21 protein-coding genes and 1 tRNA gene are annotated in these 22,532 nt (G+C 61.2%); 14 read left to right on the forward strand and 8 right to left on the reverse strand.

All coding sequences use genetic code 11. The features are described 5' to 3' along the window. Positions 1-82 precede the first annotated feature (82 nt). The 10 genes from ACIGGE_RS17035 to ACIGGE_RS17080 all read left to right on the forward strand — a co-directional run bounded on the left by ACIGGE_RS17035 (position 83) and on the right by ACIGGE_RS17080 (position 11,510). The gene (locus ACIGGE_RS17035) at positions 83-466 is read left to right on the forward strand and encodes a tetratricopeptide repeat protein (protein ID WP_397491221.1); all 384 of its coding nucleotides are present in this window, start codon (positions 83-85) and stop codon (positions 464-466) included. Positions 467-615: 149 nt separating this feature from the next. Then, positions 616-1,245 carry a lytic transglycosylase domain-containing protein gene (locus ACIGGE_RS17040; RefSeq protein WP_397491222.1) on the forward strand — a complete coding sequence of 210 codons (630 nt, stop codon included), beginning with the start codon at positions 616-618 and terminating at the stop codon, positions 1,243-1,245. 4 nt (positions 1,246-1,249) lie between these two features. Further along, positions 1,250-1,549 carry a TrbC/VirB2 family protein gene (locus ACIGGE_RS17045; protein WP_375246122.1) on the forward strand — a complete coding sequence of 100 codons (300 nt, stop codon included), beginning with the start codon at positions 1,250-1,252 and terminating at the stop codon, positions 1,547-1,549. A gap of 1 nt (position 1,550) precedes the next feature. Continuing rightward, on the forward strand, positions 1,551-1,835 hold the full coding sequence (locus ACIGGE_RS17050) for a type IV secretion system protein VirB3 (protein WP_103024165.1): 285 nt from the start codon (positions 1,551-1,553) through the stop codon (positions 1,833-1,835). Beyond that, complete coding sequence (locus tag ACIGGE_RS17055; protein ID WP_397491223.1) at positions 1,825-4,263, forward strand: VirB4 family type IV secretion/conjugal transfer ATPase; 2,439 nt, start codon at positions 1,825-1,827, stop codon at positions 4,261-4,263. The genes ACIGGE_RS17050 and ACIGGE_RS17055 overlap by 11 nt, the downstream gene beginning before the upstream one ends. Then, positions 4,260-5,438, forward strand: a complete 1,179-nt coding sequence (locus tag ACIGGE_RS17060) for a type IV secretion system protein (protein WP_397491224.1) — start codon at positions 4,260-4,262, stop codon at positions 5,436-5,438. Before ACIGGE_RS17055 ends, ACIGGE_RS17060 begins: the two co-directional genes overlap by 4 nt. Next, a complete protein-coding gene (locus tag ACIGGE_RS17065) occupies positions 5,435-6,205 on the forward strand; it encodes a TrbG/VirB9 family P-type conjugative transfer protein (RefSeq protein ID WP_397491225.1) in 771 nt (256 codons plus the stop codon). Before ACIGGE_RS17060 ends, ACIGGE_RS17065 begins: the two co-directional genes overlap by 4 nt. Before the next feature lie 3 nt (positions 6,206-6,208). After that, positions 6,209-7,339 carry a TrbI/VirB10 family protein gene (locus ACIGGE_RS17070; protein WP_397491226.1) on the forward strand — a complete coding sequence of 377 codons (1,131 nt, stop codon included), beginning with the start codon at positions 6,209-6,211 and terminating at the stop codon, positions 7,337-7,339. Between the two features lie 13 nt (positions 7,340-7,352). Then, positions 7,353-8,378, forward strand: a complete 1,026-nt coding sequence (gene virB11 / locus ACIGGE_RS17075; protein ID WP_397491227.1) for a P-type DNA transfer ATPase VirB11 — start codon at positions 7,353-7,355, stop codon at positions 8,376-8,378. Positions 8,379-8,579: 201 nt separating this feature from the next. Beyond that, a complete protein-coding gene (locus ACIGGE_RS17080) occupies positions 8,580-11,510 on the forward strand; it encodes a TonB-dependent receptor (RefSeq protein ID WP_397491228.1) in 2,931 nt (976 codons plus the stop codon). 60 nt (positions 11,511-11,570) lie between these two features. Here ACIGGE_RS17080 and ACIGGE_RS17085 read toward each other — a convergent pair whose 3' ends face one another. Further along, positions 11,571-12,299 (reverse strand): queuosine precursor transporter, encoded by a 729-nt coding sequence (locus ACIGGE_RS17085; protein WP_397491229.1) that lies wholly within the window; start codon positions 12,297-12,299, stop codon positions 11,571-11,573. A gap of 59 nt (positions 12,300-12,358) precedes the next feature. On the opposite strand from ACIGGE_RS17085, the gene ACIGGE_RS17090 reads away from it, so the two are divergent. After that, a tRNA-Arg gene (locus ACIGGE_RS17090) sits at positions 12,359-12,435 on the forward strand. 80 nt (positions 12,436-12,515) lie between these two features. Here ACIGGE_RS17090 and ACIGGE_RS17095 read toward each other — a convergent pair. After that, positions 12,516-12,689, reverse strand: a complete 174-nt coding sequence (locus ACIGGE_RS17095; protein WP_397491230.1) for a hypothetical protein — start codon at positions 12,687-12,689, stop codon at positions 12,516-12,518. Between the two features lie 77 nt (positions 12,690-12,766). Beyond that, a complete protein-coding gene (locus tag ACIGGE_RS17100) occupies positions 12,767-12,988 on the reverse strand; it encodes a hypothetical protein (protein WP_397491231.1) in 222 nt (73 codons plus the stop codon). Positions 12,989-13,170: 182 nt separating this feature from the next. Between ACIGGE_RS17100 and ACIGGE_RS17105 the strand changes: the two genes are divergently transcribed. Then, positions 13,171-13,539: a PilZ domain-containing protein gene (locus ACIGGE_RS17105; protein WP_103024173.1), complete on the forward strand. Its 369-nt coding sequence runs from the start codon at positions 13,171-13,173 to the stop codon at positions 13,537-13,539. A 116-nt stretch (positions 13,540-13,655) separates the two neighbouring features. Here ACIGGE_RS17105 and ACIGGE_RS17110 read toward each other — a convergent pair whose 3' ends face one another. The 4 genes from ACIGGE_RS17110 to ACIGGE_RS17125 all read right to left on the reverse strand — a co-directional run bounded on the left by ACIGGE_RS17110 (position 13,656) and on the right by ACIGGE_RS17125 (position 19,065). After that, a complete protein-coding gene (locus ACIGGE_RS17110; protein ID WP_397491232.1) occupies positions 13,656-15,845 on the reverse strand; it encodes a xanthine dehydrogenase family protein molybdopterin-binding subunit in 2,190 nt (729 codons plus the stop codon). Further along, complete coding sequence (locus ACIGGE_RS17115) at positions 15,842-16,828, reverse strand: FAD binding domain-containing protein (protein WP_397491233.1); 987 nt, start codon at positions 16,826-16,828, stop codon at positions 15,842-15,844. Before ACIGGE_RS17115 ends, ACIGGE_RS17110 begins: the two co-directional genes overlap by 4 nt. Beyond that, the gene (locus tag ACIGGE_RS17120; protein ID WP_397491234.1) at positions 16,828-17,334 is read right to left on the reverse strand and encodes a 2Fe-2S iron-sulfur cluster-binding protein; all 507 of its coding nucleotides are present in this window, start codon (positions 17,332-17,334) and stop codon (positions 16,828-16,830) included. The genes ACIGGE_RS17115 and ACIGGE_RS17120 overlap by 1 nt, the downstream gene beginning before the upstream one ends. Positions 17,335-17,484: 150 nt before the next feature. Next, positions 17,485-19,065 carry a carboxylesterase/lipase family protein gene (locus tag ACIGGE_RS17125; RefSeq protein ID WP_397491235.1) on the reverse strand — a complete coding sequence of 527 codons (1,581 nt, stop codon included), beginning with the start codon at positions 19,063-19,065 and terminating at the stop codon, positions 17,485-17,487. Positions 19,066-19,292: 227 nt separating this feature from the next. Between ACIGGE_RS17125 and ACIGGE_RS17130 the strand changes: the two genes are divergently transcribed. Continuing rightward, a complete protein-coding gene (locus ACIGGE_RS17130; protein WP_397491236.1) occupies positions 19,293-20,438 on the forward strand; it encodes a dihydrodipicolinate synthase family protein in 1,146 nt (381 codons plus the stop codon). Between the two features lie 16 nt (positions 20,439-20,454). Then, complete coding sequence (locus ACIGGE_RS17135; RefSeq protein WP_397491237.1) at positions 20,455-22,077, forward strand: carboxylesterase/lipase family protein; 1,623 nt, start codon at positions 20,455-20,457, stop codon at positions 22,075-22,077. A gap of 56 nt (positions 22,078-22,133) precedes the next feature. Here the strand turns inward: ACIGGE_RS17135 and ACIGGE_RS17140 are convergent, their stop codons facing one another. Continuing rightward, entirely contained in the window at positions 22,134-22,532 is a 399-nt protein-coding gene (locus ACIGGE_RS17140; RefSeq protein ID WP_397491238.1) for a VOC family protein, read from the reverse strand.

The following is a 22,532-nucleotide window of genomic DNA, read 5'->3' on the forward strand; positions in this document are numbered from 1 at the left end:
ATATGACAATGTTACAGTTTTGTTGCGATTGTCCATGCGGTGAGGCATTCCTGCTCTGGCAAAGAGAGTAGGGAGAGCTGTCATGGCAATTATCACGAGCATTGCGCTGGCCCTTTTAGCGCAGGGCCCTGTCGAAGTCGTCACAGGCCCGCAGGCCGATTACGATGTCGGGTATGAAGAGCTGGTTTCGAACGAGAATGCCGCTGCCCGCAAAGCTATCGAGAACTGCGATGAGCTGGCCGAAAACGATCCGGCCCGGTTGATCAATCATGGCATCGCGCTTGCGCGGACAGGCGAATACGATGCCGCGCGGGCGGAGTTTAAAACCGCCGCCATGGCCCGCGACAGTGTCGAACTGCAGACCGCGGGCGGTGCCTGGGTCGATTCGCGCCATCTCGCGCGCAAAGCGCTGGCCATGCTCGATAAAGGCGAGTTCGCCCGTTATTACGCCCTGTCGTTGCGCTAACTTTTACAGAAGCCGAAAAGCTGTTTAGGCCCGCGCTCCGGGGAGCACGGGCCTTTATTCTTTCGTCCCGTCGACACATTCCCGGATATTCAGTTTTGTGTCACTCGCCTGTCATGTAGTATGCTCATGGGGGCCGGACGGAGGGTGCAATGATTCTAGCACGCTTGGCGCTGGTGACAGGTTTGTCCTGCGCGGCGCTGATCGCTTTCCCGGTGAAGGCGGATGTCATGGAGATTAACGCGGACGGAGCGCGCTGGGTAACCGGCGGAAGCACCGCGCTTCCTGCTGCGCCAACCGAACTCATCTCCGCCGAACCCATTTCAGAAGTCCCGGCCGATCTGTTCGTTCCCGATATTGCGGTCGCCGATCCCGGCGAGCATGCGCGCCTTGTTCCCCAAGGTTATCAGGCTAAGGTCGACGAGCTTGCAGCGCGCTTCGATCTTAGCCCGACATTGATAGAAGCTCTCGTCTGGCAGGAAAGTCGCTGGCGTGCGAACGCGGTGTCGCCTGTCGGCGCGCGCGGGCTTGCGCAATTGATGCCGGGCACTGCACGCGACCTGGGTGTGGACCCGAACGATCCGTTCGCCAATCTCGAGGGTGGGGCACGTTACCTGCGCGAACAACTCGACCGGTTCGACGGCGATCTGGAAAAGGCACTGGCGGCCTATAATGCCGGACCCGGACGCGTTATCCGCGCCAACGGCATTCCGCGCATCCGCGAAACCCAGCATTATGTGGCGGCCATCATGGGTCGTCTTTCTGACCACTCACGGGAGTAGTTACTTGAATCGCAAGTTCATCGTTCCGGCAGCTCTTGCCGCCCTGTTGACGCCGAGTGCAGCGTTTGCACAGGCTGCCGATCCGGCCGGATCGGGCCCGATCGTGGCAGCACTCGGTTGGTTGCAGGGCACTTTGCTCGGCAATGTCGCTACGGCCGTGGCAGTCATGGCTGTTGCTGCCGTCGGCTTCATGATGCTGACCGGCCGCCTCAACTGGCGTTTCGGCGCCACCGTCATCATCGGCGTCTTCATCCTGTTCGGTGCAGCGTCGATTGTCGCCGGTATTCAGGGCGCGGCCAGCTAGGATGACCGCGCTCGTCCGCCATCCCGTTCACCGCGCGTTGACGCGCCCGCAGATGTTTGCGGGCGTGACGTACAACTATTTCATCATCAACGGGATGGTGACGACCGAAGCTTTTCTGATCACCGGCAGCTGGCTTGCGCTGCTGGTCTTCGCTGTGATGCATGGCATCGGCTATTTCGCCTGCCTGCGCGAACCGCGTATTTTCGACCTCTGGATTACGAAGGTCAGCAAATGCCCGCGGGTGAAGAATTACAAGCGCTGGGGGTGCAATTCCTATGCCGCGTAACGACAAATGGAAGGGCGCCGCTGCCTGGAGCGCAAAGGAAGCGCGAGCCGGCGACCGTCTGCCCTATGTTCGCCTGATCGACGAAAACACGCTGCTGTTGCGCGACGGATCGGTCATGACCGCGATCCAGGTTCCGGGCCTACTGTTCGAGACAGAGGACAGTGAAGCGCTGAACGCGCATGCCGCCACACGCGAGGTCGTATTGCGTTCGACCCTCGATGCGCGGTTCGTAATGTATCACCACGTCATCCGTCGCCGCGTGTCCGTTGAGCTTGAAGCTGAATTTCCCGATCCGATCAGTCGTCATATCGATGAACGCTGGAGCGAGCGGCTCGGTTCGGGACAGCTGTTCGTGAACGATCAGTTCATTACGCTTATCCGTCGTCCTGCCCGCGGCAAGGCGGGGCTCGTGGAACGTGTCGGCAAGAAATTTCGGCGCAAGGATGGCGACAGGCTGGAGGCCGATCCGAAGGATCTGCGGAGCCTGCGCGCTGCATCGCAAGGGCTGGTTGCTGCTTTGCAGGCGTATGGCGCAACACCGCTGGCCGATTACGTCGGGCCGCAGGGCAATATCAATTCGGAAATGCTCGAGCTGCTGAGCGCGCTGTATAATGGCGAGATGCGCCCGGTGCGCAAACCGGCGGACGATGTCGATGTCGGGTACATGCTGCCATACCGCCGCGTCAGCTTCGGTCTCGATGCTATCGAGATGCGCGGCTCCGGCTCGCCCGACTTCGCTGCAGTGCTAGGGCTCAAGGATTATCCAGAAGCGACGAGCCCGGGTCTGCTCGACAGCCTTTTGCGCTTGCCGTTCGAAATGGTGGTGAGTGAAAGCTATGCCCCGACCGAAAGGCAGACTGCCCGCGAACGCATGGATCTGGCCATTCGCCGGTTGAAAAGTGCGGATGAAGAAGCGGCTGCAGAACGCGCCGATATGCTGGCTGCGCGCGATGCGCTTGGCAATGGCGCGGTCGGGTTTGGCGACCATCACCTCACCGTCATGGTCAAGGAACGCGATCTCGGTCGACTGGACGATGCCATGGCAGCCTGCGCCGCAGCTCTTGCGGATACCGGTGCGATAGCCGTACGCGAGGACACCAATCTCGAACCCGCCTTCTGGGGGCAGTTCCCGGGCAACGAGAGCTATCTTGTGCGCCGCGCGCTTATATCCAGCGCCAATATGGCGAGCTTTGGCAGCATGCATGGCTTTGCGCTCGGTCAGGCGCAGGGCAACCATTGGGGCGAAGCCGTAACGCTGCTGGAAACGACCAGCGCGACGCCGTTCTTTTTCAACTTCCATCACGGCGATCTTGGTAACTTCTCGGTCATCGGTCCTTCCGGGTCGGGCAAGACCGTGGTCATGAATTTCCTCGCTGCGCAGGCGCAGAAGTTCAGCCCGCGCACGATCCTGTTCGACAAGGATCGCGGCGCCGAACTGTTCGTGCGCGGTATTGGGGGCCGGTACGACAGCATCCGTGCCGGAGAACCGACCGGCTTCAATCCTCTCGCTCTGCCGGACACGGCAGGCAACAAGGCTTTCCTGCGCGATTGGCTTGGCGTGCTGCTGAAGGCCGAAGGTCCCGAAGAGGAACAGACCATCGCTGCAGCGGTGGATGCCACCTATGCCAACGATGCGTCGCTGCGCCGCTTGCGTCACTTCAAGGAACTGCTTTCCGGCAGTCGTCGCCCGCAACCGGGCGATCTGGCGGATCGGCTGGGAGCCTGGATCGGCGAAGGCGAACATGCCTGGATGTTCGACAATGCCGAAGACCGGCTAGATTTGACCGCCCGCGTTCTTGGTTTCGACATGACGGCGCTGCTCGAAAATCCGCGCCTACGCACGCCCACCATGATGTACCTGTTCCACCGGATCGAGGAGCGGCTGGACGGCAAGCCGACCATGATCCTCATCGACGAAGGCTGGAAAGCGCTCGATGACGAAGTCTTTGCTGCACGCATCCGTGACTGGCTCAAGACGTTGCGCAAACGCAACGCGCTGGTCGGTTTCGCCACCCAATCGGCCCGGGACGCGCTGGAAAGCCGCATTTCGACCGCATTGGTCGAGCAGACCGCGACCATGGTGTTCATGCCAAATAGCCGCGCGCGGCCAGAGGATTATTGCGATGGCTTCGGCCTGACCGAACACGAGCTTGCTCTGATCCGTACGTTGCCGGCACACAGCCGCTGCTTCCTCGTTCGCCAGCCCGATGCGAGTGTGGTGGTCCGGCTCGATCTGTCGGGCGCGCCCGAAGTGCTGACACTGCTTTCAGGCCGCGAGAGTTCCGTCCGCCGGCTAGATCTGCTGCGCGAAGCGCTGGGCGATGCGCCGCGCGAATGGTTCCCTGCACTAACCGGCACGAAATGGCCGGGCGGGGCGAATGATCATGGAGATGCCGGGATCGAAGCCCTCGGTCTGGCCGCGGAATGAGCGCCAATTGCCAGCAGGCTGCCGAACAGGTCGGCAATGGCGTAGCCGCCGCGCTGCGCGGTGTGGATTGCGTAGCGGGCGAGGCAAGTGCCGCCGCGTTCAACCGATTGTTCGCTTCCGGTGGACAGCTCAGCATGGTGCTGACGCTAGTCCTCACTCTGTTCATTGCGCTCTTCGCATTCGCCCTGCTCACCGGGCGCGCCAATATCGGCGTGCGTTCGCTAGTTCCCCGCATGATGACGCTCGGCCTTGTGCTGACTTTCGCAACCAGCTGGATTGCGTACCAGAGCGTGGTCTGGAACCTTGCGGTGCTGACGCCGGACTATCTCGCAGGCCTTCTTACCGGAACCAGTGGCTCTGCCACCGATGTGTTCGCCCAGAAGATCGATGTGGTGTTCATCGCCATTCAGGAAGCAAGCGGGGGTAACGAGGACTTCTCAGCATTTTCGCCCGAAGGGATGATGTGGCTCGGTGCGATGTTGTTCATGCTGGGTACGGTCGGTCTGCTGGTAACGACCAAGATTGCACTCGGTGTCCTCGTCGCCTTGGGTCCGCTTTTCGTCGTGATGGCGCTGTTCAATGGCAGCCGCGGTCTCTTCACGGGCTGGATAAAAGGGCTCACGATGTGCGCGCTGGCCCCGCTTTTTGCCGTGCTGGGCGGGAGCGTCATGCTCGAACTGGCTGTTCCCATACTCGGTGCGTTGACAGCCACGCCCGGGCAAGTCGATCCACAAGCAGCTATGGGCTTCTTCATGATCGGCGCTGTCCACGTAGCGTTGATGATATTGGTGCTGAAGGTCGCCGGGGCGATGGTGTCCGGCTGGACGGTTTTCGGGCTGGTATCCGAAAAGGACGAGAAACCTGCGGTCGCCCAGCATTCACAAGCAGCCGCACCGAGCGCTGCCGCACTTGCCCAGGCACAGGCTGCCAATCAGGCCAGTTCGCAGGCCCGCAGGATAGACGTGTCCGCCGTCCCCACTGCCTATGCGGCGAACGATAGCGGGGCGTCCGGTAGCAGCGGTGGTTCCCGCGTTACCAAAGTTTACGCGACGTCTTCAGGATCCGGTCAGCAATCGATCGCCAGCAAGGCCCGCGCGCGCGGTTCCGGCATCGGCAGCAGGTTCAAATCCGCCACACCAAAAGCCCTCGACCGTTCGATGGAGAAACACGCATGACCCGCGCGATTATTCCCGCGCTCGCTCTCGCCCTGATTGCCGCGCCCGTTGCGGCGCAGGATTCCCGCCTCGTCGAAGTGATGTATGACGAAGCAAAAGTGGTTCGGATCGATGGCCGCGTATCGGTGCAGGCGAGCATCATGTTCAACGATGACGAGGTCATCGAGAATGTCGCCATCGGCGACAGTGCGACATGGCAGGTAACCCCGAACAAACGGGCCAACATCCTGTTTGTGAAACCGCTCGAACCGCGTGCCTCGACCAATCTCACGGTCGTGACGAGCAAACGAACCTATCTTTTCGATCTTGTTGCCACGCCTAACGCAAAGCCGCTCTACCTCATGCGCTTCGCTTACCCGGACGAGCCCGAGGAAGAGCAAGTGCAACTGGCCGCAGCCCCAAATGCCGTGGAGCAGCAGGCGGCGAATGACCCATATGCTGTGGTTGATCCGGCAGATCTCAATTTCGCCTGGCGTGCTTCGGGCGATCCCGAGCTCCTTCCCGAGAACACCTATGACGACGGCACAGCGACATTCCTGACCTGGCCGGTTGGAAAAGACGTTCCGGCAATTCTGGTCGTCAACAGCAAGGGTGTCGAAGGCCCCGTCAACTTTACCGTTCGCGGCGATACCATCGTTGTCGACGGTGTTCCGCGCACGCTCGTTCTGCGAGCGGGCGAAGATAGTGCCCAGCTCACGAATACCGGGCCCGAACGGCCTGCAGCCACAGCGAGTGTTAACCCGGCCCTCGCTTCGAAAGGGAAGTAACCGATGCGTCTTGCCATGCGACTGCCCGAAAAGAAGCCGGGCAATGAAAATATTGCCAACGATGTCGATCCGCGGGACGACACCGATGCAGAGATCATCGATCTTGCGCAGCGCAATTCGTTTCCTGCAGTCGCCCGGCCGGCGGGCAAATCCGATGCGCTCGGTCTCGTTGCAGGTATTGCAGTGGTCGCGGGCCTTGGCCTTGTCACGCTGTGGAGTATGAATTCCGCCCGTGTTGCCCCACCGGAAGGGATAGGCGGTCAGGCAGCGGCCGTGCAAGCGCCGCCTCCGCCCGCAGCAGCCCCTGCCGCAGCGACAAATCAGCCGACCGAGCAGCTTGCTGCCACACCGCGGCCCGACCCGGCACCTCAACCTGTGCTGGCAGCGCAGCCCGAACCCGGTCTGGCCAGCAATCCCTATTCCAATCCGACGGTTGTCTACGACGCGGGCAACTCCCCCGCTACGCTGGCGGCCGCGGAGCCGACCGTCGCCGGCGAACTGGCGGCTGCGGGGACCTCCGGCGGTTCGGCAAACGATTTCGCCAGCCGGATCGGCGGCGTGGGCGGGGCACCCGCCCAGGCCAGGGCGATGGTCAATCCAACGACAACAGTCACGCAGGGTACGCTAATCCCCGCTATCCTCGAAACCGCGATCGACACGAATGTGCCGGGATATGTCCGGGCGGTTGTCAGCCAGGATGTGCGCAGCTTCGATGGCACCAAAGTACTCGTACCGCGATCCAGCCGATTGATCGGGCAGTATCAATCGGGACTGCAGAACGGCCAGAGGCGCGCCTATGTCATCTGGACACGATTGATCCGTCCCGACGGGGCATCGGTCAATCTCGCCTCGCCGGCTGTAGGCTTCGACGGAACCACCGGCCTCGCCGGTAAGGTTTCGGGCGCCAGTTTTTTCAAACGCTTCGGTTCGGCAATGTTGCTGTCCGTCGTGGGGGGCGTGGGATCGCTGGCCACCGGCGGTGCTGCAGGCGTCCTGATCGGCGGCGCAAGTTCCTCTGCAGCGGCAACAGCGGCACAGCAGGACGGACAGCGTGGGCCGACTGTGCGCGTCCGGCAGGGCGAACCCATTCGTATCTTCACAGCGCGTGATCTGGACTTCTCGGCAGTAAGCTGAGCCGGACACGATCGTGAGCGCCGATATCCATCCCTTCCATCCGGACGACAACCCGGCAGAGGACGCGCCGCCCGTCGATCTGCACGGGGAACGGAGCGTCTATCTCGATGCTTACCTTGCGCCGTTCCGGGAATGGCTTGAACGGGATACGGTAACCGAAATCCTTGTGAACGGTCCGGGCGAGGTTTGGGTAGAAGATGCCAGTGTCGGGGGCATGCAGCGCATCGTTCGCCCCGACATCGACGACCGGCTGATCCAGCGCCTTGCCGAACAGGTCGCCCGCGTCAGTCACCAAGGAATCAACCGCGAACACCCCCTACTCGGCGCGACTTTGCCCGGTGGCGCGCGCGTCCAGTTCTGCGGTCCGCCCGCGGCGCGCAAGCACTGGGCGATGGCGATCCGCCGCCACCGCCGCCTCGACCTGCCTCTCGATGCCTACGACACGGGGCCGCTCGCACCGTCGCAGCGGGGGCCCATGCCCGATGCGCAGGCCGAACCGATCGCCTTTCTGCGCGAAGCGATCCGGCAGCGCCGTACCATTCTGGTTTCGGGTGGAACGAGTACCGGCAAGACCACATTCCTCAACGCCATGCTGGGCGAAATCCCGAAACACGAGCGCGTGGTACTGGTGGAGGATACCCCGGAGCTCAAGTTGCCGGGCAAGAACGGTATCGGTCTGGTGGCCGTGAAGGGTGAGCTGGGCGAAGCCAAGGTGACTGCCAACGAACTGCTCCAGGCTGCGCTGCGCCTTCGTCCCGACCGCATCGTGCTGGGCGAACTTCGCGGTGCCGAGAGCGTCAGCTTCCTGCGAGCGATCAACACCGGGCACCCGGGAAGCTTTTCGACCATTCACGCGAACAGTCTGCGCGGCGCGCTGGAGCAATTGTCGCTGATGGTCATGCAGACTGGAATCGGCCTCACTCGAAGCGATACGATCGCCTATTCGGCAAGTGTGATCGACGTATTCGTGCAGCTCGGTCGCGACGAAGCCGGCAGGCGCGGTATCACCCAGATAGCCGAGAGCGCGACGCTGGTCTGAAAAATCGGCTGTTGGCATCGCGCGGAATCAAGCATTCCGTAGCGTAAGCGCATCGCCACGTCTGATCTCCAAAACAACACTCGACAAAAATATGTGGGCATATGCGCAACAATCGTGCGCAATCGCTTGCGTGCATACGAATGTGTGATAACTATGAGACCATAGGCCGCATTAGACGGCCATGTGGAGAGGAGAGGGTTTATGAGGGTAAGGGCTTCCCTGCTCGCGGGAATTTGCGCGAGCGCGATTTCGTTTCCGGCTTTCGCACAGGAAACACCAGATGACGATCTTGATAGCCGCCGTATCGGTCCGAATGTCATTATCGTAACCGCCCAGCGCCAAAACCAGTCGCTACAAGAAGTCCCCATCGCCGTCAGCGCCTTCGATGCCGAAGCTCTGGAAGCCCAGCAGATCGAGAACGCGAGCGACTTGCAGCTTACGCTGCCCAACGTCTCTTTCACGAAATCGAACTTCACCAGTTCAAGTTTTACCATTCGCGGTATCGGCGACCTTTGCGTTGGCGTTACCTGTGACAGCGCGACAGCCATCCACACCAATGGCTCGCCGCTCTTCGGTACCCGACTCTTCGAAACCGAATATTTCGATCTTGAGCGGGTTGAGGTGCTTCGCGGACCGCAGGGTACACTGTTCGGCCGCAATGCCACTTCGGGCGTCGTAAACGTAGTCACCGCCAAGCCGGAGCTCGGCACTTTCGCCGCGGCGGGCGACTTCGAATACGGAAATTACAACAGCATCAAAACCCGTGGCATGATCAACGTGCCGATCGGCGACACGCTCGCATTGCGTGCTGCCGGGTTCTATCTGAACCGGGACGGTTATACGACCAACCTTTACGATAACAGCGATATCGATGGGCGCGACATGTACGCGGTCCGCGGTTCATTGCGCTTCGAGCCGACCGCGTCGACCACTCTCGATCTGATGGCGTTCTATTTCCGTGAAAAGGACGACCGTCTGCGGATCCAGAAGCAGGCCTGCCAACGTGATCCGACAGGGGTGCTGGGCTGCCTCAACAATCGCCTTGATTTCGACAAGACTAACGCGAATTCTACACTCGCGACCGTACTGTCGTCGGTCGAACTCTTCCGCATTCAGGGCATTCCCGAAGCGCTTGCCCTCGGCAGCGTATACGGCACCGATGGTTATGCGAACTTCGACGAACCGAACGACGTTCGTACCGTGAATACATCCTTCGATCCTGAATACTTTGCCGATGAACTGCAGTTGCAGGGCCATCTTAGCCAAGGCTTCGGTTCGATGAACCTGTCGCTGACCGGCATCTATCAGGAAACGACCGTCGACTCGCGCCAGGATTACAACCTCGGCGTTCTCGACCGGTCGGGTTATGCTACCGGGCTCAATACGCTGGCGTTCTTCGCTGCCAATGGTCTGCCGACTGGCCTGCCGGCGCCGGCCCCTGCTTTCATTCCCGGATCGAGCGCTTATTTTGCGCCAATCGCCGCAGCCCTCATTCCAAATGGTCCCAATGGTCAGCTGTGCACGTCGGACAATGACGATGGTAATCTGGGAGCTTACGAAGGCAATTCGATTTGCTCTGATGCGCCTTTGGCATTCGACCGGTCAGTCCAGTACCAGACGGCGTGGTCTGGCGAAGCGATCCTGTCGAGCGATTTCGACGGGCCGTTCAACTTCCTTGTTGGCGGGATTTATGCGCAGACCGATGTCAGCGAGAACAGTTATTACGTAAACTCATTTGGTCTCGATTATGCGACCGGGATACTCGGGACGTTTTCCGCCTTCGCGGCAGGTGCCCCGCCGTCCTACCTCGCCACGTCGATGTATCGCAACAATACGACCGACTTCAAACTGAAGAGCTTCGGGATCTTTGGTGAAGTCTATTTCGATATAACCGACAGCCTGACCCTTACCGGAGGTATTCGTTACAATGACGATACGAAGTCGGTATCTGCACGCACAACTCTTGCAAACTTCCTGAATCCGTTCGGGAATGGTGATCCGTTTACCTCGCCCTTCGTCGGAAGCTTCGATGCCGATGCCGGGCTGGACGGTAACCAGTTACTGCAACAGCGGGACGTCAGTTTCGATGCGATTACCGGACGCGCGGTGCTCGATTATGCGATCTCGCCCGACAACAGCCTCTATTTCTCTTATTCGCGCGGGTATAAATCGGGCGGTATCAATCCGCCGCTCTCGCCGGTCTTTGCCGTGTCAGAAAGTTTCGGTTCGGAAAAGATCGACGCTTTCGAAATTGGCTCGAAGAACACCTTCCTCGATGGGGCGGCGCAGATCAATCTCACGGGCTTCTATTATAAGTACAAGGACCTGCAACTCAGCCGTATCGTCGCTCGGACGTCCGTCAACGATACGATCGATGCCAACATCTGGGGACTCGAACTCGAAAGCATTTTGCGCCCGAGTTACAATTGGGTGATCAACATGAACCTCAGCTACCTCAACGCGAAGGTGGCCGGTGACCAGTTCTTCAGCAATCCCCGCGATCCAGGGGGCGGCGATCCGCTGGCCGTCATCATCAAGGACATCTCGAACGGCTCCCTGTGTGCCGTAACGGGTGCTGGTGCTAATACGTTCGTTGGCCTGGTCAATGGCGGGCTCGGCCTTCAGGGGCCTGGACCATTTCCGGCAGATGGCGGCATAGCGTCCAACGGCGCGTTCAGCATCTGTAGTGTGCTGAGCGCTCAGGCTGCCAATCCCGCCTTCGCGGCGCTCGGACCCATCAATGTCTTAAGCCCGGGCGTAGAGGTTAATCTGCGTGGGAACAGATTGCCGCAGGCGCCCGAATACAAGGCCTCGGTCGGTGTTCAATATACTGCTGAGTTCGGGGACGGCATGTCGCTCGTGCCGCGGTTTGACCTCGCGCTTACCGGCGAGCAGTTTGGCAATGTGTTCAACGGTCGGGTCAACCGCATCAAACCATTCGTCCAGTCGAATGCATCGATCCAGTTGAATGGAAGCGATAATGGCTGGTTCGTTCGCGGCTTCGTCCAGAACATCTTCAACAGCAATTCCGTCACCGGGTTGTATGTGACGGATGCTTCATCGGGTAATTTCACCAACATCTTTACGCTTGATCCGCGGCGCTACGGCATCGCGGTCGGCGCGAAGTTCTAAGACCACCCATAAATTGGGGGAGAGGGGAGGGGCGGCCTGCGGGTCGCCCCTTTTTCGTCGCTATCTGTTCCTTGAAGCAGAGAACGGAGAAAAATCGGTATCGGTATCGAAGACTTCCACGCCCTCTGCTTTTTTGAGAGAACCGACAACTGCATAGGTCACGGGGGTAAGCAGGGCTTCCCATGCTGTCTTGACGGCCCATTGGGACAGGACAACCTGCCACAGCAGTTCAACGGGCCAGCCCGCCAGACCCCAGAAAGCCAAGGGATAGAAGATCAGACTGTCGAGCCCCTGGCCGACTACGGTCGAGCCGATCGTGCGCATCCACAGGTGGCGGCCGCGCGTCCAGATCTTCATTTTCGCGAGCACATAGCTGTTGGCGAACTCGCCAGCCCAGAAAGCGATCATGGATGCGAGCACGATCCGCCAGCTGTTGCCGAACACGAATTCATATGAAGCCTGCCCCGGCCAGCCAGCAGCAGGTGGCAATTTCACCACGACCCAGGCCATGAAGGCCATGAACAATAGCGCTGCAAAACCTGTCCAGATGACCCTGCGGGCGCGGGCATATCCGTATACCTCGGTAAGCACGTCGCCGATGATATAGCTGACCGGAAAGAACAGTACGCCTGCGCCGAACGACCATTCGCCAATAAAGGGCAGCGTCACATAACTCGGCTTCGATGCGCCGATGAGGTTCGACAGCAGCAGGATCGTGACGAATGCCGCCATTACGAGGTCGTAATAGCGGAACTGCGTCTGGGACGAGGCCGATCGCGTTTTTTCCATGAAAGACGATTAGTGCCGATTGGCCTGGCGCGAAAGTGACGTTATGGGGAACCGCGAGCGCGCCCGTAGTTCAACTGGATAGAGCACGAGCCTTCTAAGCTTGGAGTTGCAGGTTCGAGTCCTGCCGGGCGCGCCAATTGAACATGCACCCTTGTCCATTTCTGCCACGCTGGTGTGGCACCCGAAGGTCTTCGGCTGGTGCAGGCCGAAATCGGATCAGGCTGGTTTGATGCCTCGGTCCGGATAATCTTCCGGATCAGCCTTGCTCTGGTTCTTTAGAGCTTGCCGGTCTTCCTCTTTCAGTGCCGGGTTCTTGTCGGTCTGTTCATTATCGGGATGTCGTTCTTTTGCGCCACCCTCATCGGGATGCTTGCGATTATCCTGACCCATGCTTTGCTCTCCGCCTTGTCTATCTACCTTCAACGGTAAAGCGGGCACCCATCAGGGCGCCCGCTCAATGTCGCTCGTCAACGGCGGTGTCTGCTGGCAGCGCCGGTCGCCGGCTCCGAACCTCGTGACAGGTCCTTGCCGCCCGGCGTGTGTCCGCTTCGCTGGATCTGGCCCTCGTCCGCGTCCTTGCGTGAATCCCGCGTCTCGCCTTCGCGCGGCCCCGTTCGTTCGGGCTCGCCCGGCACATTCGATTTCGTCTGTGTGACATTGCGGGAATCGTTGGGTTCATACTCGCCCATGATCTTTCCTTTCTCCGATTGCTCTCTAGCTGAAGAGCGATTGGGAAGTTGGTTAAGTTCCAATCAAACGGTCCGCGGCGGAGTTGGCGCCCGGAACTGGGAGCATTCAATGCCAGAGGGTAGGCATAATTGCTTAGGCTACCGCTAGGCCGCGCCTAACCAGCCAAGATTACAGGGCAATCATGGCTTGGCTTTGGGATCGCACTCCGAAAGAGACCGAGAGGTCCCAGCGCAAGATGGTGTCCATGCCAGTCAAGATGCGATCCGGTGATGGATGGCAGGATATTCTGATTGTGAACGTGTCGGAAAGCGGCTTGTTGTTGAAGGCCGAGATCACGCCGGCCTTGGGCGATTGCGTTGAGATCCGGCATCGCAGTCTTTCCATTCGCGGTGAGGTGGTGCGTACGGCGCATCGCCGCTTTGCAATCCATGCGTTCGAACCGATCGATCTCGACACTTTGCTGGCAAAGGCTGCAATCAGGGTGCGAAGTGACGGACGTTTTCTGGCGCCGGTAGAAGGCGATCCCTGGCACTGGCGCCGAAACCGTTGATCAATCGCGTAAATTTCTCCTGCGCAGTGTAGTCAGGCTCTGGGATTGCTGGGAATAAGCATGGTCGGCAGTGACAGTGCCGGTCGAGGACCTTGGCCACTCCAATTGTCAGCAATTCAATCCGGCAAGGCAGCCAATACGCGATCCGGTGTCATGGGATATTGGAAGAGCCGCGCGCCACATGCATTATAGATTGCATTGGCGATTGCCGCCGCGCCCCCGCACATTCCAAGTTCGCCGATGCCTTTGGCCTGAATGGGGCTGGCAACGGGATCGCGTTCTTCCAGCATCAGGACATCTACATCCGGCACATCTCGATTTACGGGTACGTGGTATTCGGCCAGATCGCAGTTGACGAGATGTCCGTCGACAGGATCGAACAGCAGGGCTTCCGTCAATGCGACTCCGATGCTCCAGGTGATGCCGCCCAGGCACTGGGACCTCGCCGTTTTTTCGTTGAGTACGCGGCCGAAACCAAAGGCGCCGAGCATACGATCGACGCGTGTTTCTCCGGTGAAGCGGTTCACCCGAACCTTAGCGAAAAATGCGCCGAAGCCTGATGCGGTGTGGCTGTCCGCGATCTCGCCGGGTTCGTAATGACCGACTTCGGAGATGTCTTCGCCATCCAGCAGTTCAACAAGCAAATTGCCTCCGACGACAGAGCCGTCGCGCAGGTCCAGCTCGGTTTCGCTTGTTCCGGCTCGATGGGCGAGCTTTTCGCGCAGCGCTTCGCAGGCGACGTACACGGCCGATCCGATCGACGCCGCGCCCCAGCTGCCACCGGAACCCGGGCCTCGGGGATGTTTCGTATCACCCAGTTCTACCAGCACTTTTTCGATCGGGATGCCGAGCATCTCGCCAGCAATCTGCGCCACGATCGTATAGGTACCCGTACCGATATCGGTCATATCGCTCTGGACCACGGCAGTCCCATCGCTCTTGAGGGTCACACGTGCCTTTGCTTCGCCGACATTATGGACGCGCGCCGCACTCGCCATGCCGGTGCCGATCCACCATTCGCCCTCGCGCTGCTGACGCGGTTTTCTGGGACCGCTGTCCCAGCCGAATTTTTCTGCTCCCTGCCGCAAACAATCGGCCAGCTTATGCGATGAAAAGGGCAAATCTTCTTCCGGGTTGCGATCCGGAATATTGCGCAGCCGCAGTTCGACAGGGTCCACACCCGACTTTTCGGCGAGCATGTCCATCGCCACTTCGAGAGCGGGCATGCCAACGGCTTCGCCCGGTGCACGGACCGAGCCAGCAGTCATTCGATGAATGCGGGCAACTTCGAGCTTCAGTTGCCGGTTCTCGCCGCCGTACAGAAAGTGCGATGATTGCAGCACGGGTTCGGCAAATTCCTCGCCCGGGAGATTGGACACCAGCGCACGATGCGCAAAGCCGTCGAGTTTCCCTTCCTCGTCACTTGCCAATCGTAGCTGCTGCGTCGTTTCGGAGCGGCGCATGATGCATTGAAATACCTGCTGGCGGCTCATTACCACCCGGACCGGGCGGCCGAGCTCGCGTGCAGCGATCGCTGCGGCAACGGTCTCCTCGCTGATGCCGAGTTTCGAGCCGAACCCTCCACCGACATACCGGGATACGAGGCGGATATCGCTTTCTTCCATCCCCAGACTGTCGGCCAGTTCGGCGATATTGTAATTTGGCATTTGGAGAGATGCATGGACAGTGAGCTTATCGTCTCTCCATTCGGCGATGGCTGCATGTGGTTCCATGGCTGCGGACGCATGCCCCTCGGTCGCAATTTCCACATCGACCGTATGCGCGGCCCGAGCCATGGCGGCATCAAGATCGCCCTGATTGACGGTCTCGTCATCCTGCTCTTCTGGCGTGACCTGTTGGGGATCGAGCGGCGCTCCTTCGTGGACGCGGTATTCCACCTTGAGATGCTTCGCCGCATCGCGCGCCTGTTCGAACGTTTCTGCGACTACTACCGCGATCGGCTGACCCCAATAGCAAACCGTGGCCGGGTCTTGTTGCGGCGCCTCGTTAGCCGTGCCTTGCGCCGCGCGTGTTGTAAGGCGCTCATCGTTCAGGACCGCCAGGACGCCGGGCATCGACAGGACGCTGTCCTTGTCGATGGATGCGACTTCACCCCGGGTTATCGGCGCAGTGACCAGAACACCTTCGGCCACATTATCGATCTTGTATTCTGCCGCATACGGGGCGGTGCCGGTAACCTTGGCCAGACCGTCGACACGGGAAAGGGGTTGGCCGACGATACCCTGCTTCATCCCATCCAGCCGGTTCGACGTGACAGGTTCATCCTGCTTCAGATGCGCGCTCATATCTCGGTCTCCGTCGCTTCTGCCATCACCGCGGCAAGGGTGCGGCGGGCAAGCGGTATCTTGAAGTCATTCTCGCCGTACCCGCGCGCGCCTTCGAGCAGCAGGTCGCCCGCTTTGTCGAACAGCGCAGCAGATGGCGCCTCGCCGACCAGAAGTTCGGACAGACGAGCGTCGTGCCAGGGCTTGTGCGCCAGCCCGCCAAATGCAAGATCGGCTCGGGCGATGACGCCGTCCTCGACAGCCACGACGGCGGCGACCGACACCAAGGCGAAGGCGTAGGACGATCTCTCGCGTACCTTGCGGTAAAGGTGTTTGGCTTTGACGGGACGAGGAAGGGTAACCGCCGTGATGATCTCGCCGCGTTCGAGTACGTTATCGCGCCATGGGGTGTCGCCAGGCAGAAGGTGGAAGTCGCGGACGGGAACGGAACGCTCATCGTTTTCTGGGCGCGCGATCTCCACCGTCGCATCGAGCGCGCTCAGGGCCACAGCCATGTCGCCCGGATAGGTCGCGATGCAGCTTGGACTCGTGCCCAGAACGGCATGCAAATGGGCGATACCGTCGATGGCACCGCAACCCGATCCCGGCTCGCGCTTGTTGCAGGGCTGATCGATATTGGTGAAATAATAACAGCGCGTGCGCTGACACAAATTACCGCCGGTCGTGGCGCGGTTGCGCAACTGCTGGGTTGCACCAGCCAGAATAGCGCGGGCAAGGACCGGATAGTCCGCCCGGACCCGGTCATCATTGGCGGTCGCGGTATTGGTCGCCAGCGCGCCGATGCGCAGGCCGCCGTCAGCGGTTTCCTGTATCTCGGTCATGCCTAGGCGATTGATGTCGACCAGTCTTTCGGGCGTTTCGACCTGGAGCTTCATCAGGTCGAGGAGGTTCGTCCCTCCGGCTACGGCGGTGGCGTCTTGGGGCGCGGTGAGTTCATGCGCGTGGGCAAGACTATCGGGACGCTGGAAGTCGAATGGTCTCATCAGGCGTCTCCCTGCGCGACTTCGCGGATGGCGGTGACGATATTGGCGTAGGCACCGCAGCGGCAGAGGTTGCCGCTCATGCGTTCGCGGATTTCTTCGGGGCTCGCCTGCATTTCGCCGAGCAGGTCCTCGCTCGCATCGCTGGCGAAGCCGGCGGCGATTTCATCGAGCATCGCGGTGGCGGAACAGATCTGGCCCGGTGTGCAATAGCCGCATTGAAATCCATCATGTTCGACGAATGCGGACTGCAGGGGGGAGGGGGAGGTGGGGGTGCCGAGGCCTTCGATGGTGGTGACGCTGTCGCCATCGTGCATGGCGGCAAGGGTCAGGCAGCTATTGATCCGCATGCCGTTGACGATGACGGTGCAGGCCCCGCACTGGCCATGGTCGCAGCCTTTCTTGGTGCCGGTAAGCCCTTCATTTTCGCGGAGAAAATCGAGAAGGGACACGCGAGGGTCGCTGGGGATCGGACGCTCGGTTCCGTTGACGGTGATGGTTTTGCTCACAAAGGGCCTCCTTGCTAACCTAACTGCGGTCGCGCGCGAAGGGTCCGGGGGCGAGCAAGAAACACCCCGAAAGCATGTCAATCATACGTATGATCCGGCTGCCGAACACCGCCGAAACGGCAGTGTCCGGCAGATTTCGGGATCATGGGTTCAGCGCCAGTATTTACGGAATTCGGCGCGCGGATCATCTTCGACCCGCAGGTCTTGATCGAAGATCATGGTCGTGCGCTGGGGCGCGGAATAGGGTCTCCATTCGGGCACGCGTTCGTTGTTGGGATCGCCATTGGCGGCAAAGGCGGCCCAGCTTCCGGCGATGGCGGCGGCCAGTTCGTTGGCGGGCGGGCTGGACCCGTTGAGAGCGCCGCGCGTGTTGTAGAGGCTGGGCGCGACATCGATGCCGTGCACCGCGCCGAACCGGCCATCGACCGCGGGGCTGGGTTCGGTCCACAGATAGGTCCAGACCGGGGCACCGCCCTGCCGGGCCTTGAGTTCGGCCTGCGCGAAAGCGCCCTTGCGGAAGGTGAGATCGGAATCCATGCGCGCGGCAAGGAGGAAGGGCTTGGCGTCGGGATCTTCCGCCCGGTAGGCGGCGACCGCATCTGCCGCCCGTTCGCCAAGGCGTTCCTTCGCGAAGGCGAGGAGGCCCGCTTCGTCCATCGCGAAATCCCCCATCCGATAGGAGCGTTCGTCCAGCACGGAGGAGACGATCATCGGCACGTCGGCCGAGATGGAGGGCGCGTCCGGGTCCCACGGATGGCGCGGCAGGGTAATGCCGTCCACGACGGGGGCGAAGCTGCGAGGCGCTTCCCCGCGCGCACGGTCGGCCGCTTCGAGCCCGGCCTGCGTTTCGAGCAGGGTGGTCCAGGGCACCTGTTGCAGCTTGCGCACATCGCCGGGCGCGATTTCCAGCGCGTCGAGCAGCCGCTTTGCCGTGGCAGATGCCATTTCGGGAGGCATCATCTTTAGCGCAGACCCGCTCATGACGCCGGCGCGCTGGAACAGCCCCTTGCCGCCCGGCATCGCCATCAACACGCTGGTCTTGGCGCCGCCGCCCGACTGGCCGTAGACGAGGACGCGATCCGGATCGCCGCCGAAGGCCGCGACATTTTCCCGCACCCAGCCGAGCGCGGCGACGATATCCTGCATGCCCACCGTGCCCGAGGTGGCAAAGTCATCCCCGCCGAATTCGGCCAGATGGAGGAAGCCGAACGCGCCGAGGCGATGGTTGATGGCGATGACCACGCTGTCGGAAAAACGCGCCATCTGTTCGCCGTCCATGCCGACCGAATTGCCCGACCCCGAATAGAAGCCGCCGCCGTGCAGGACCACGATGACCGGCTTTTTCGCATTCGGATCGATCTTGGGTGTCCACAGATTGAGCGAGAGATTGTCTTCCCCCATTCCCGAAGGATTGCGATCGACCATGATGAGATCGGCATAGACATGGCGCCGGTCGCCCGGGATTTGCGGGGCGACATCGGTCCAGTGGAGCGCATCGCGAACACCCGACCACGGTTCGACCGGTTGCGGCGGCATGAAGCGGTTCTTGCCCGAGGTATCGGCCGCATAGCTGACCCCGCGGAAGATCGAGACACCACCCGATTCCAGACCGCGAAGCTTGCCGCGGGCCGTTTCGACCACCGGGAACATCGTGGCCCCCAGAGCGGGTTTGGCCATTACCGCTGCGCCAAGAGCCAAAGCCGATCCCAAAGTCTGCCGCCGAGTCATCATGTCAAATTCTCCCTTGTCCTGCCGATTGACACTAGAACCAATTGTGGGTGCGTGTTAAGCCTTTTTCGTATTTCGAGTATGGGTGAAATATCCAAAGCCAAGGATATGAAGCTGTATCTCTGAAAGGCAGGTTCGGTCGTCGAGCGTGCCGGACAAAGCGGGAGAGCGGAAATTTGCAGGGTTTGGGCTTTTCGCGCCGAGCGGCGCTTTGCGGGGGTGCCGCGCTGATGGCGGCGCCTGGACTTGCGGCCCGTATCCCGGTTGCCGACCGCATCGCGCCCGCTGCCAATTCCAGCCAGCGGGTCTGGGGGCAAAGCCATCTTCGTGGACTGATGAACCTGTTCCTGCCGACATTTCGCGAAGACGGGCGGACGCTGGACGAAGAAGCGATCCGTCACGATGTCCGCCATGCGATCGCGCAGGGGTTTTCCGGCACCATGCCGATGATTAACTGGACGCTTCCCGGCGATCCGAACTGGCGCGAATTCTATCGCATCGTCATCGACGAGGCGGGCACCGATCTGCCTGTCCATGGCATTATCGCCAGCCGGGAGGTGGAGAACGACAAGGCCCTGCTGGGGACGCTGGAAGAGATCGGGACCAGCCTGGTGCTGCTGGCATCGACCTATCCCGCGGATAGCAGCGCGGATCAGTTGTACGATCTGATGGCACAGCGCATTTCGGCGACCGGGCTGCCCGTCATGCTGTATGCGGCAACGGGCAGGCGTGCGTTTCCCCATCTCGGCCCGGCTGGTCAGCCGCTGGACGTTTACGACCGCATCGCCGATCTCGAGAATGTCGTGGCGGTGAAAATTTCGCAGCCCGTATCGCTGACATCGACCATGCAGCTGTGCGAGCGATTGGGCGATCGGCTGTCAATGGGGCCGGTCAATCTCGATTTCCTGCCGCTGCTGGCGCGCCATTTCCGGATCGGCTGGAGCGGTCAATGGAACGCCGAGGCGGTGCAGACCCCGCAGCAACAGCTCGGCAATCGGCTGCTGGAGGCCTGTGCCGCAGGCGAGGCGGCGCAGATCGATGCGCTGGCACAGCAGATAGAGCCAGCGCTGTCGCATTTCTTCGCCGTGCAGGCCCCGGTGATCCGGAAGGGGGCACATCCCTGGCAGCACAATCGCTATTATCAATGGCTGGCAGGCGGAAACGGCGGCCTGCTGCCGCGGGACAGCCACGCACCCGAAGGTGCGATCCCGGTGCTGGACGCCAGGGCACGCGAAGGCATGCGCGCGGCCTTCGTCGCATCCGGACTGGAGCCCACCGAAGCGCCGGAAGAACAATTCGTGGTCGGCAGGGCCGCCTGGGCACGCGGTGTGCGGGCCAGCGATCTGAGCGATCTGCCATATTATTCCGAACAATAAATCGAAGGGGAGAAACATGAGATTACGTGCTGCAATGATCGGAGTGGCTGCCGCTGCACTGAGCCTTTCCGCCTGCACCACCATGGACGGGGCAGGGGCAACGGCATCGGCCGGCAATGTGCCGCAACTGCAAACCGCATACGGAGCGGTGACGGGAACGCGCGAAGGCGCAGCGAACGACGTGAACGTATTTCGCGGTATCCGTTATGCCGCCACGACCGAAGGGCGGCGCTTCCAGCTGGCCGCCGATCCGGAACCGTGGACGACTGCGCGCCCCGCGACGGAATTCGGCAGCGAATGCCCGCAGCGTCCATCGGGCGATGTGCCCGTGTTCAAATCATGGGAAAATTCGGTCGGGACCAGCGAAGACTGCCTGTTCCTGAACGTGTGGACGCGCGGCCTGAGAGACGGGAAGAAACGCCCGATCATGGTCTGGCTGCACGGCGGCGGTTACGTCACGGGATCGGGATCCAGCAATGGTTATGACGGATCGCGCCTTGCCGAGCGCGGAGATGTGGTGGTCGTCACGCTGAACCACCGGCTGAACGGGCTGGGGTACAGCTATCTGGCCGGCCTGTCGGACGATCCAAAATATGCCGATAGCGGCAACCTTGGCAGCCTGGACATCGTGAAGGCGCTGGAATGGGTGCGCGACCATGCGGACGAGATCGGCGGCGATGCCGGGAACGTGACCATTTTCGGCGAGAGCGGCGGGGCAGCCAAGGTATCGACGCTGATGGGCATGGAGCAGGCCAAGGGGCTGTTCCAGCGCGCCATCGCCCAATCGGGATCGATGTCGCTGGCCGGCTTCACGCCGCGTCTGGCCACGCCGCTGGCAAAGGATCTGATGGCCACGGCCGGCGTGTCGAGCGTGGAAGAACTTGCGGCCATGCCGATCGATGATTTCGTGGAAGCGATGATGAAATCGCGCAGCAAGGCGGCCTTCTATCGCCCGGTGGTCGATGGACGGTCGTTGACCCGGCAGCCCTATGCGCCCGACGCCAACCCGGTTTCCGGGGACATTCCGCTGCTGGTGGGGACGAACAATAACGAGATGCGGTTGCAGGGCGGGCTGGGCAGTCCGGAAAACTTCGCCCTGACATGGGAGCAGTTGCCCGCGAAACTGACCCCATTCGTGGACGATGCCGATGTCGAAGAAATCATCGCCGGGATGCGTAAGGCCCACCCCGATTACGATGCGAGCGACGTGTTCTTCCAGGTGGCCACGTTCCGCAATTACCGGAACACGGCGCTGCGCCAGGCGGAGCGCAAGAGCGCGCAGGCGGCGCCGGTCTACATGTACCGGCTGGACTGGAAGACGCCCGTGGAAGGCGGCCGGCTGGAAACGCCCCACGCACTGGATATCGCGTTCGTGTTCGACAATGTGGCGCGTTCGCTGAGCTATACCGGGCCGGAAACCGCGCAAACGAAGCGCATGGCGGATCTGATGGCGGATGCCTGGATCGCCTTTGCGCGTACGGGCAATCCGAACACGGCCGCATTGCCGCAATGGCCGGCCTACAATGTCCAGCAGCGCGCGACGATGATCTTCGATGTCGACCCCGAAGTGGTGAATGACCCGGACAGTGCAGAGCGCGAACTGCTTCAGCGCCTGCTGCCTGAAGGACGTTCGCTTTAGGTCCCCTGGATCGACGCCGTCCAGGCAATAGTCCGGGACGGCGACTTACCGAGCGATCAGGCGGCGGATTTTGCCGCCATCTGCATCATTTCGATTTCATGCCCGTCGGGCGTGAGGACGAAAGCGATCCGGGCGGGGCCGAAGCTGACGGTTTCGCCCTTCTGTTTTGCCCCTGCCTTCACCGCGCGCGCCAGATCGGCATCGAGGTCGCGGGTCAGCATGCCGACAGGGCCATAGCCATTGCCGGTTTCGATGGCGCGCCCATCCTTCCAGTGGAACAGCACGATGGTTGCCGAACCTTGCCGGCCCGTCATCATGTGTTCGCGGAACGCGGGGGTATCGACCGTATCGGCATGGGTCATGCCGAATGCATCGACGAAGAAGCGGGTCGCCGCATCGATATCGGATACGGTCAGCTTGACGAAAGAGAAGAGGGCGGGATCGGTGTCGTCCAA

The sequence above is a fragment of the Qipengyuania sp. NPDC077410 genome (genome assembly GCF_044543405.1).
Lineage (GTDB): Bacteria > Pseudomonadota > Alphaproteobacteria > Sphingomonadales > Sphingomonadaceae > Qipengyuania > Qipengyuania pacifica.

What these genes read in the sequence shown, in the direction of transcription:
- ACIGGE_RS17085 (WP_397491229.1), bottom strand. Translation starts at nt 12,299, where the DNA reads ATGGAAAAAACGCGATCGGCCTCGTCCCAGACGCAGTTCCGCTATTAC.
- ACIGGE_RS17035 (WP_397491221.1), top strand. Translation starts at nt 83, where the DNA reads ATGGCAATTATCACGAGCATTGCGCTGGCCCTTTTAGCGCAGGGCCCT.
- ACIGGE_RS17070 (WP_397491226.1), top strand. Translation starts at nt 6,209, where the DNA reads ATGCGTCTTGCCATGCGACTGCCCGAAAAGAAGCCGGGCAATGAAAAT.
- ACIGGE_RS17135 (WP_397491237.1), top strand. Translation starts at nt 20,455, where the DNA reads ATGAGATTACGTGCTGCAATGATCGGAGTGGCTGCCGCTGCACTGAGC.
- ACIGGE_RS17095 (WP_397491230.1), bottom strand. Translation starts at nt 12,689, where the DNA reads ATGGGTCAGGATAATCGCAAGCATCCCGATGAGGGTGGCGCAAAAGAA.
- ACIGGE_RS17065 (WP_397491225.1), top strand. Translation starts at nt 5,435, where the DNA reads ATGACCCGCGCGATTATTCCCGCGCTCGCTCTCGCCCTGATTGCCGCG.
- ACIGGE_RS17100 (WP_397491231.1), bottom strand. Translation starts at nt 12,988, where the DNA reads ATGGGCGAGTATGAACCCAACGATTCCCGCAATGTCACACAGACGAAA.
- ACIGGE_RS17115 (WP_397491233.1), bottom strand. Translation starts at nt 16,828, where the DNA reads ATGAGACCATTCGACTTCCAGCGTCCCGATAGTCTTGCCCACGCGCAT.
- ACIGGE_RS17080 (WP_397491228.1), top strand. Translation starts at nt 8,580, where the DNA reads ATGAGGGTAAGGGCTTCCCTGCTCGCGGGAATTTGCGCGAGCGCGATT.
- ACIGGE_RS17040 (WP_397491222.1), top strand. Translation starts at nt 616, where the DNA reads ATGATTCTAGCACGCTTGGCGCTGGTGACAGGTTTGTCCTGCGCGGCG.
- ACIGGE_RS17050 (WP_103024165.1), top strand. Translation starts at nt 1,551, where the DNA reads ATGACCGCGCTCGTCCGCCATCCCGTTCACCGCGCGTTGACGCGCCCG.
- ACIGGE_RS17125 (WP_397491235.1), bottom strand. Translation starts at nt 19,065, where the DNA reads ATGATGACTCGGCGGCAGACTTTGGGATCGGCTTTGGCTCTTGGCGCA.
- ACIGGE_RS17130 (WP_397491236.1), top strand. Translation starts at nt 19,293, where the DNA reads ATGGCGGCGCCTGGACTTGCGGCCCGTATCCCGGTTGCCGACCGCATC.
- ACIGGE_RS17105 (WP_103024173.1), top strand. Translation starts at nt 13,171, where the DNA reads ATGGCTTGGCTTTGGGATCGCACTCCGAAAGAGACCGAGAGGTCCCAG.
- ACIGGE_RS17060 (WP_397491224.1), top strand. Translation starts at nt 4,260, where the DNA reads ATGAGCGCCAATTGCCAGCAGGCTGCCGAACAGGTCGGCAATGGCGTA.
- ACIGGE_RS17110 (WP_397491232.1), bottom strand. Translation starts at nt 15,845, where the DNA reads ATGAGCGCGCATCTGAAGCAGGATGAACCTGTCACGTCGAACCGGCTG.
- ACIGGE_RS17055 (WP_397491223.1), top strand. Translation starts at nt 1,825, where the DNA reads ATGCCGCGTAACGACAAATGGAAGGGCGCCGCTGCCTGGAGCGCAAAG.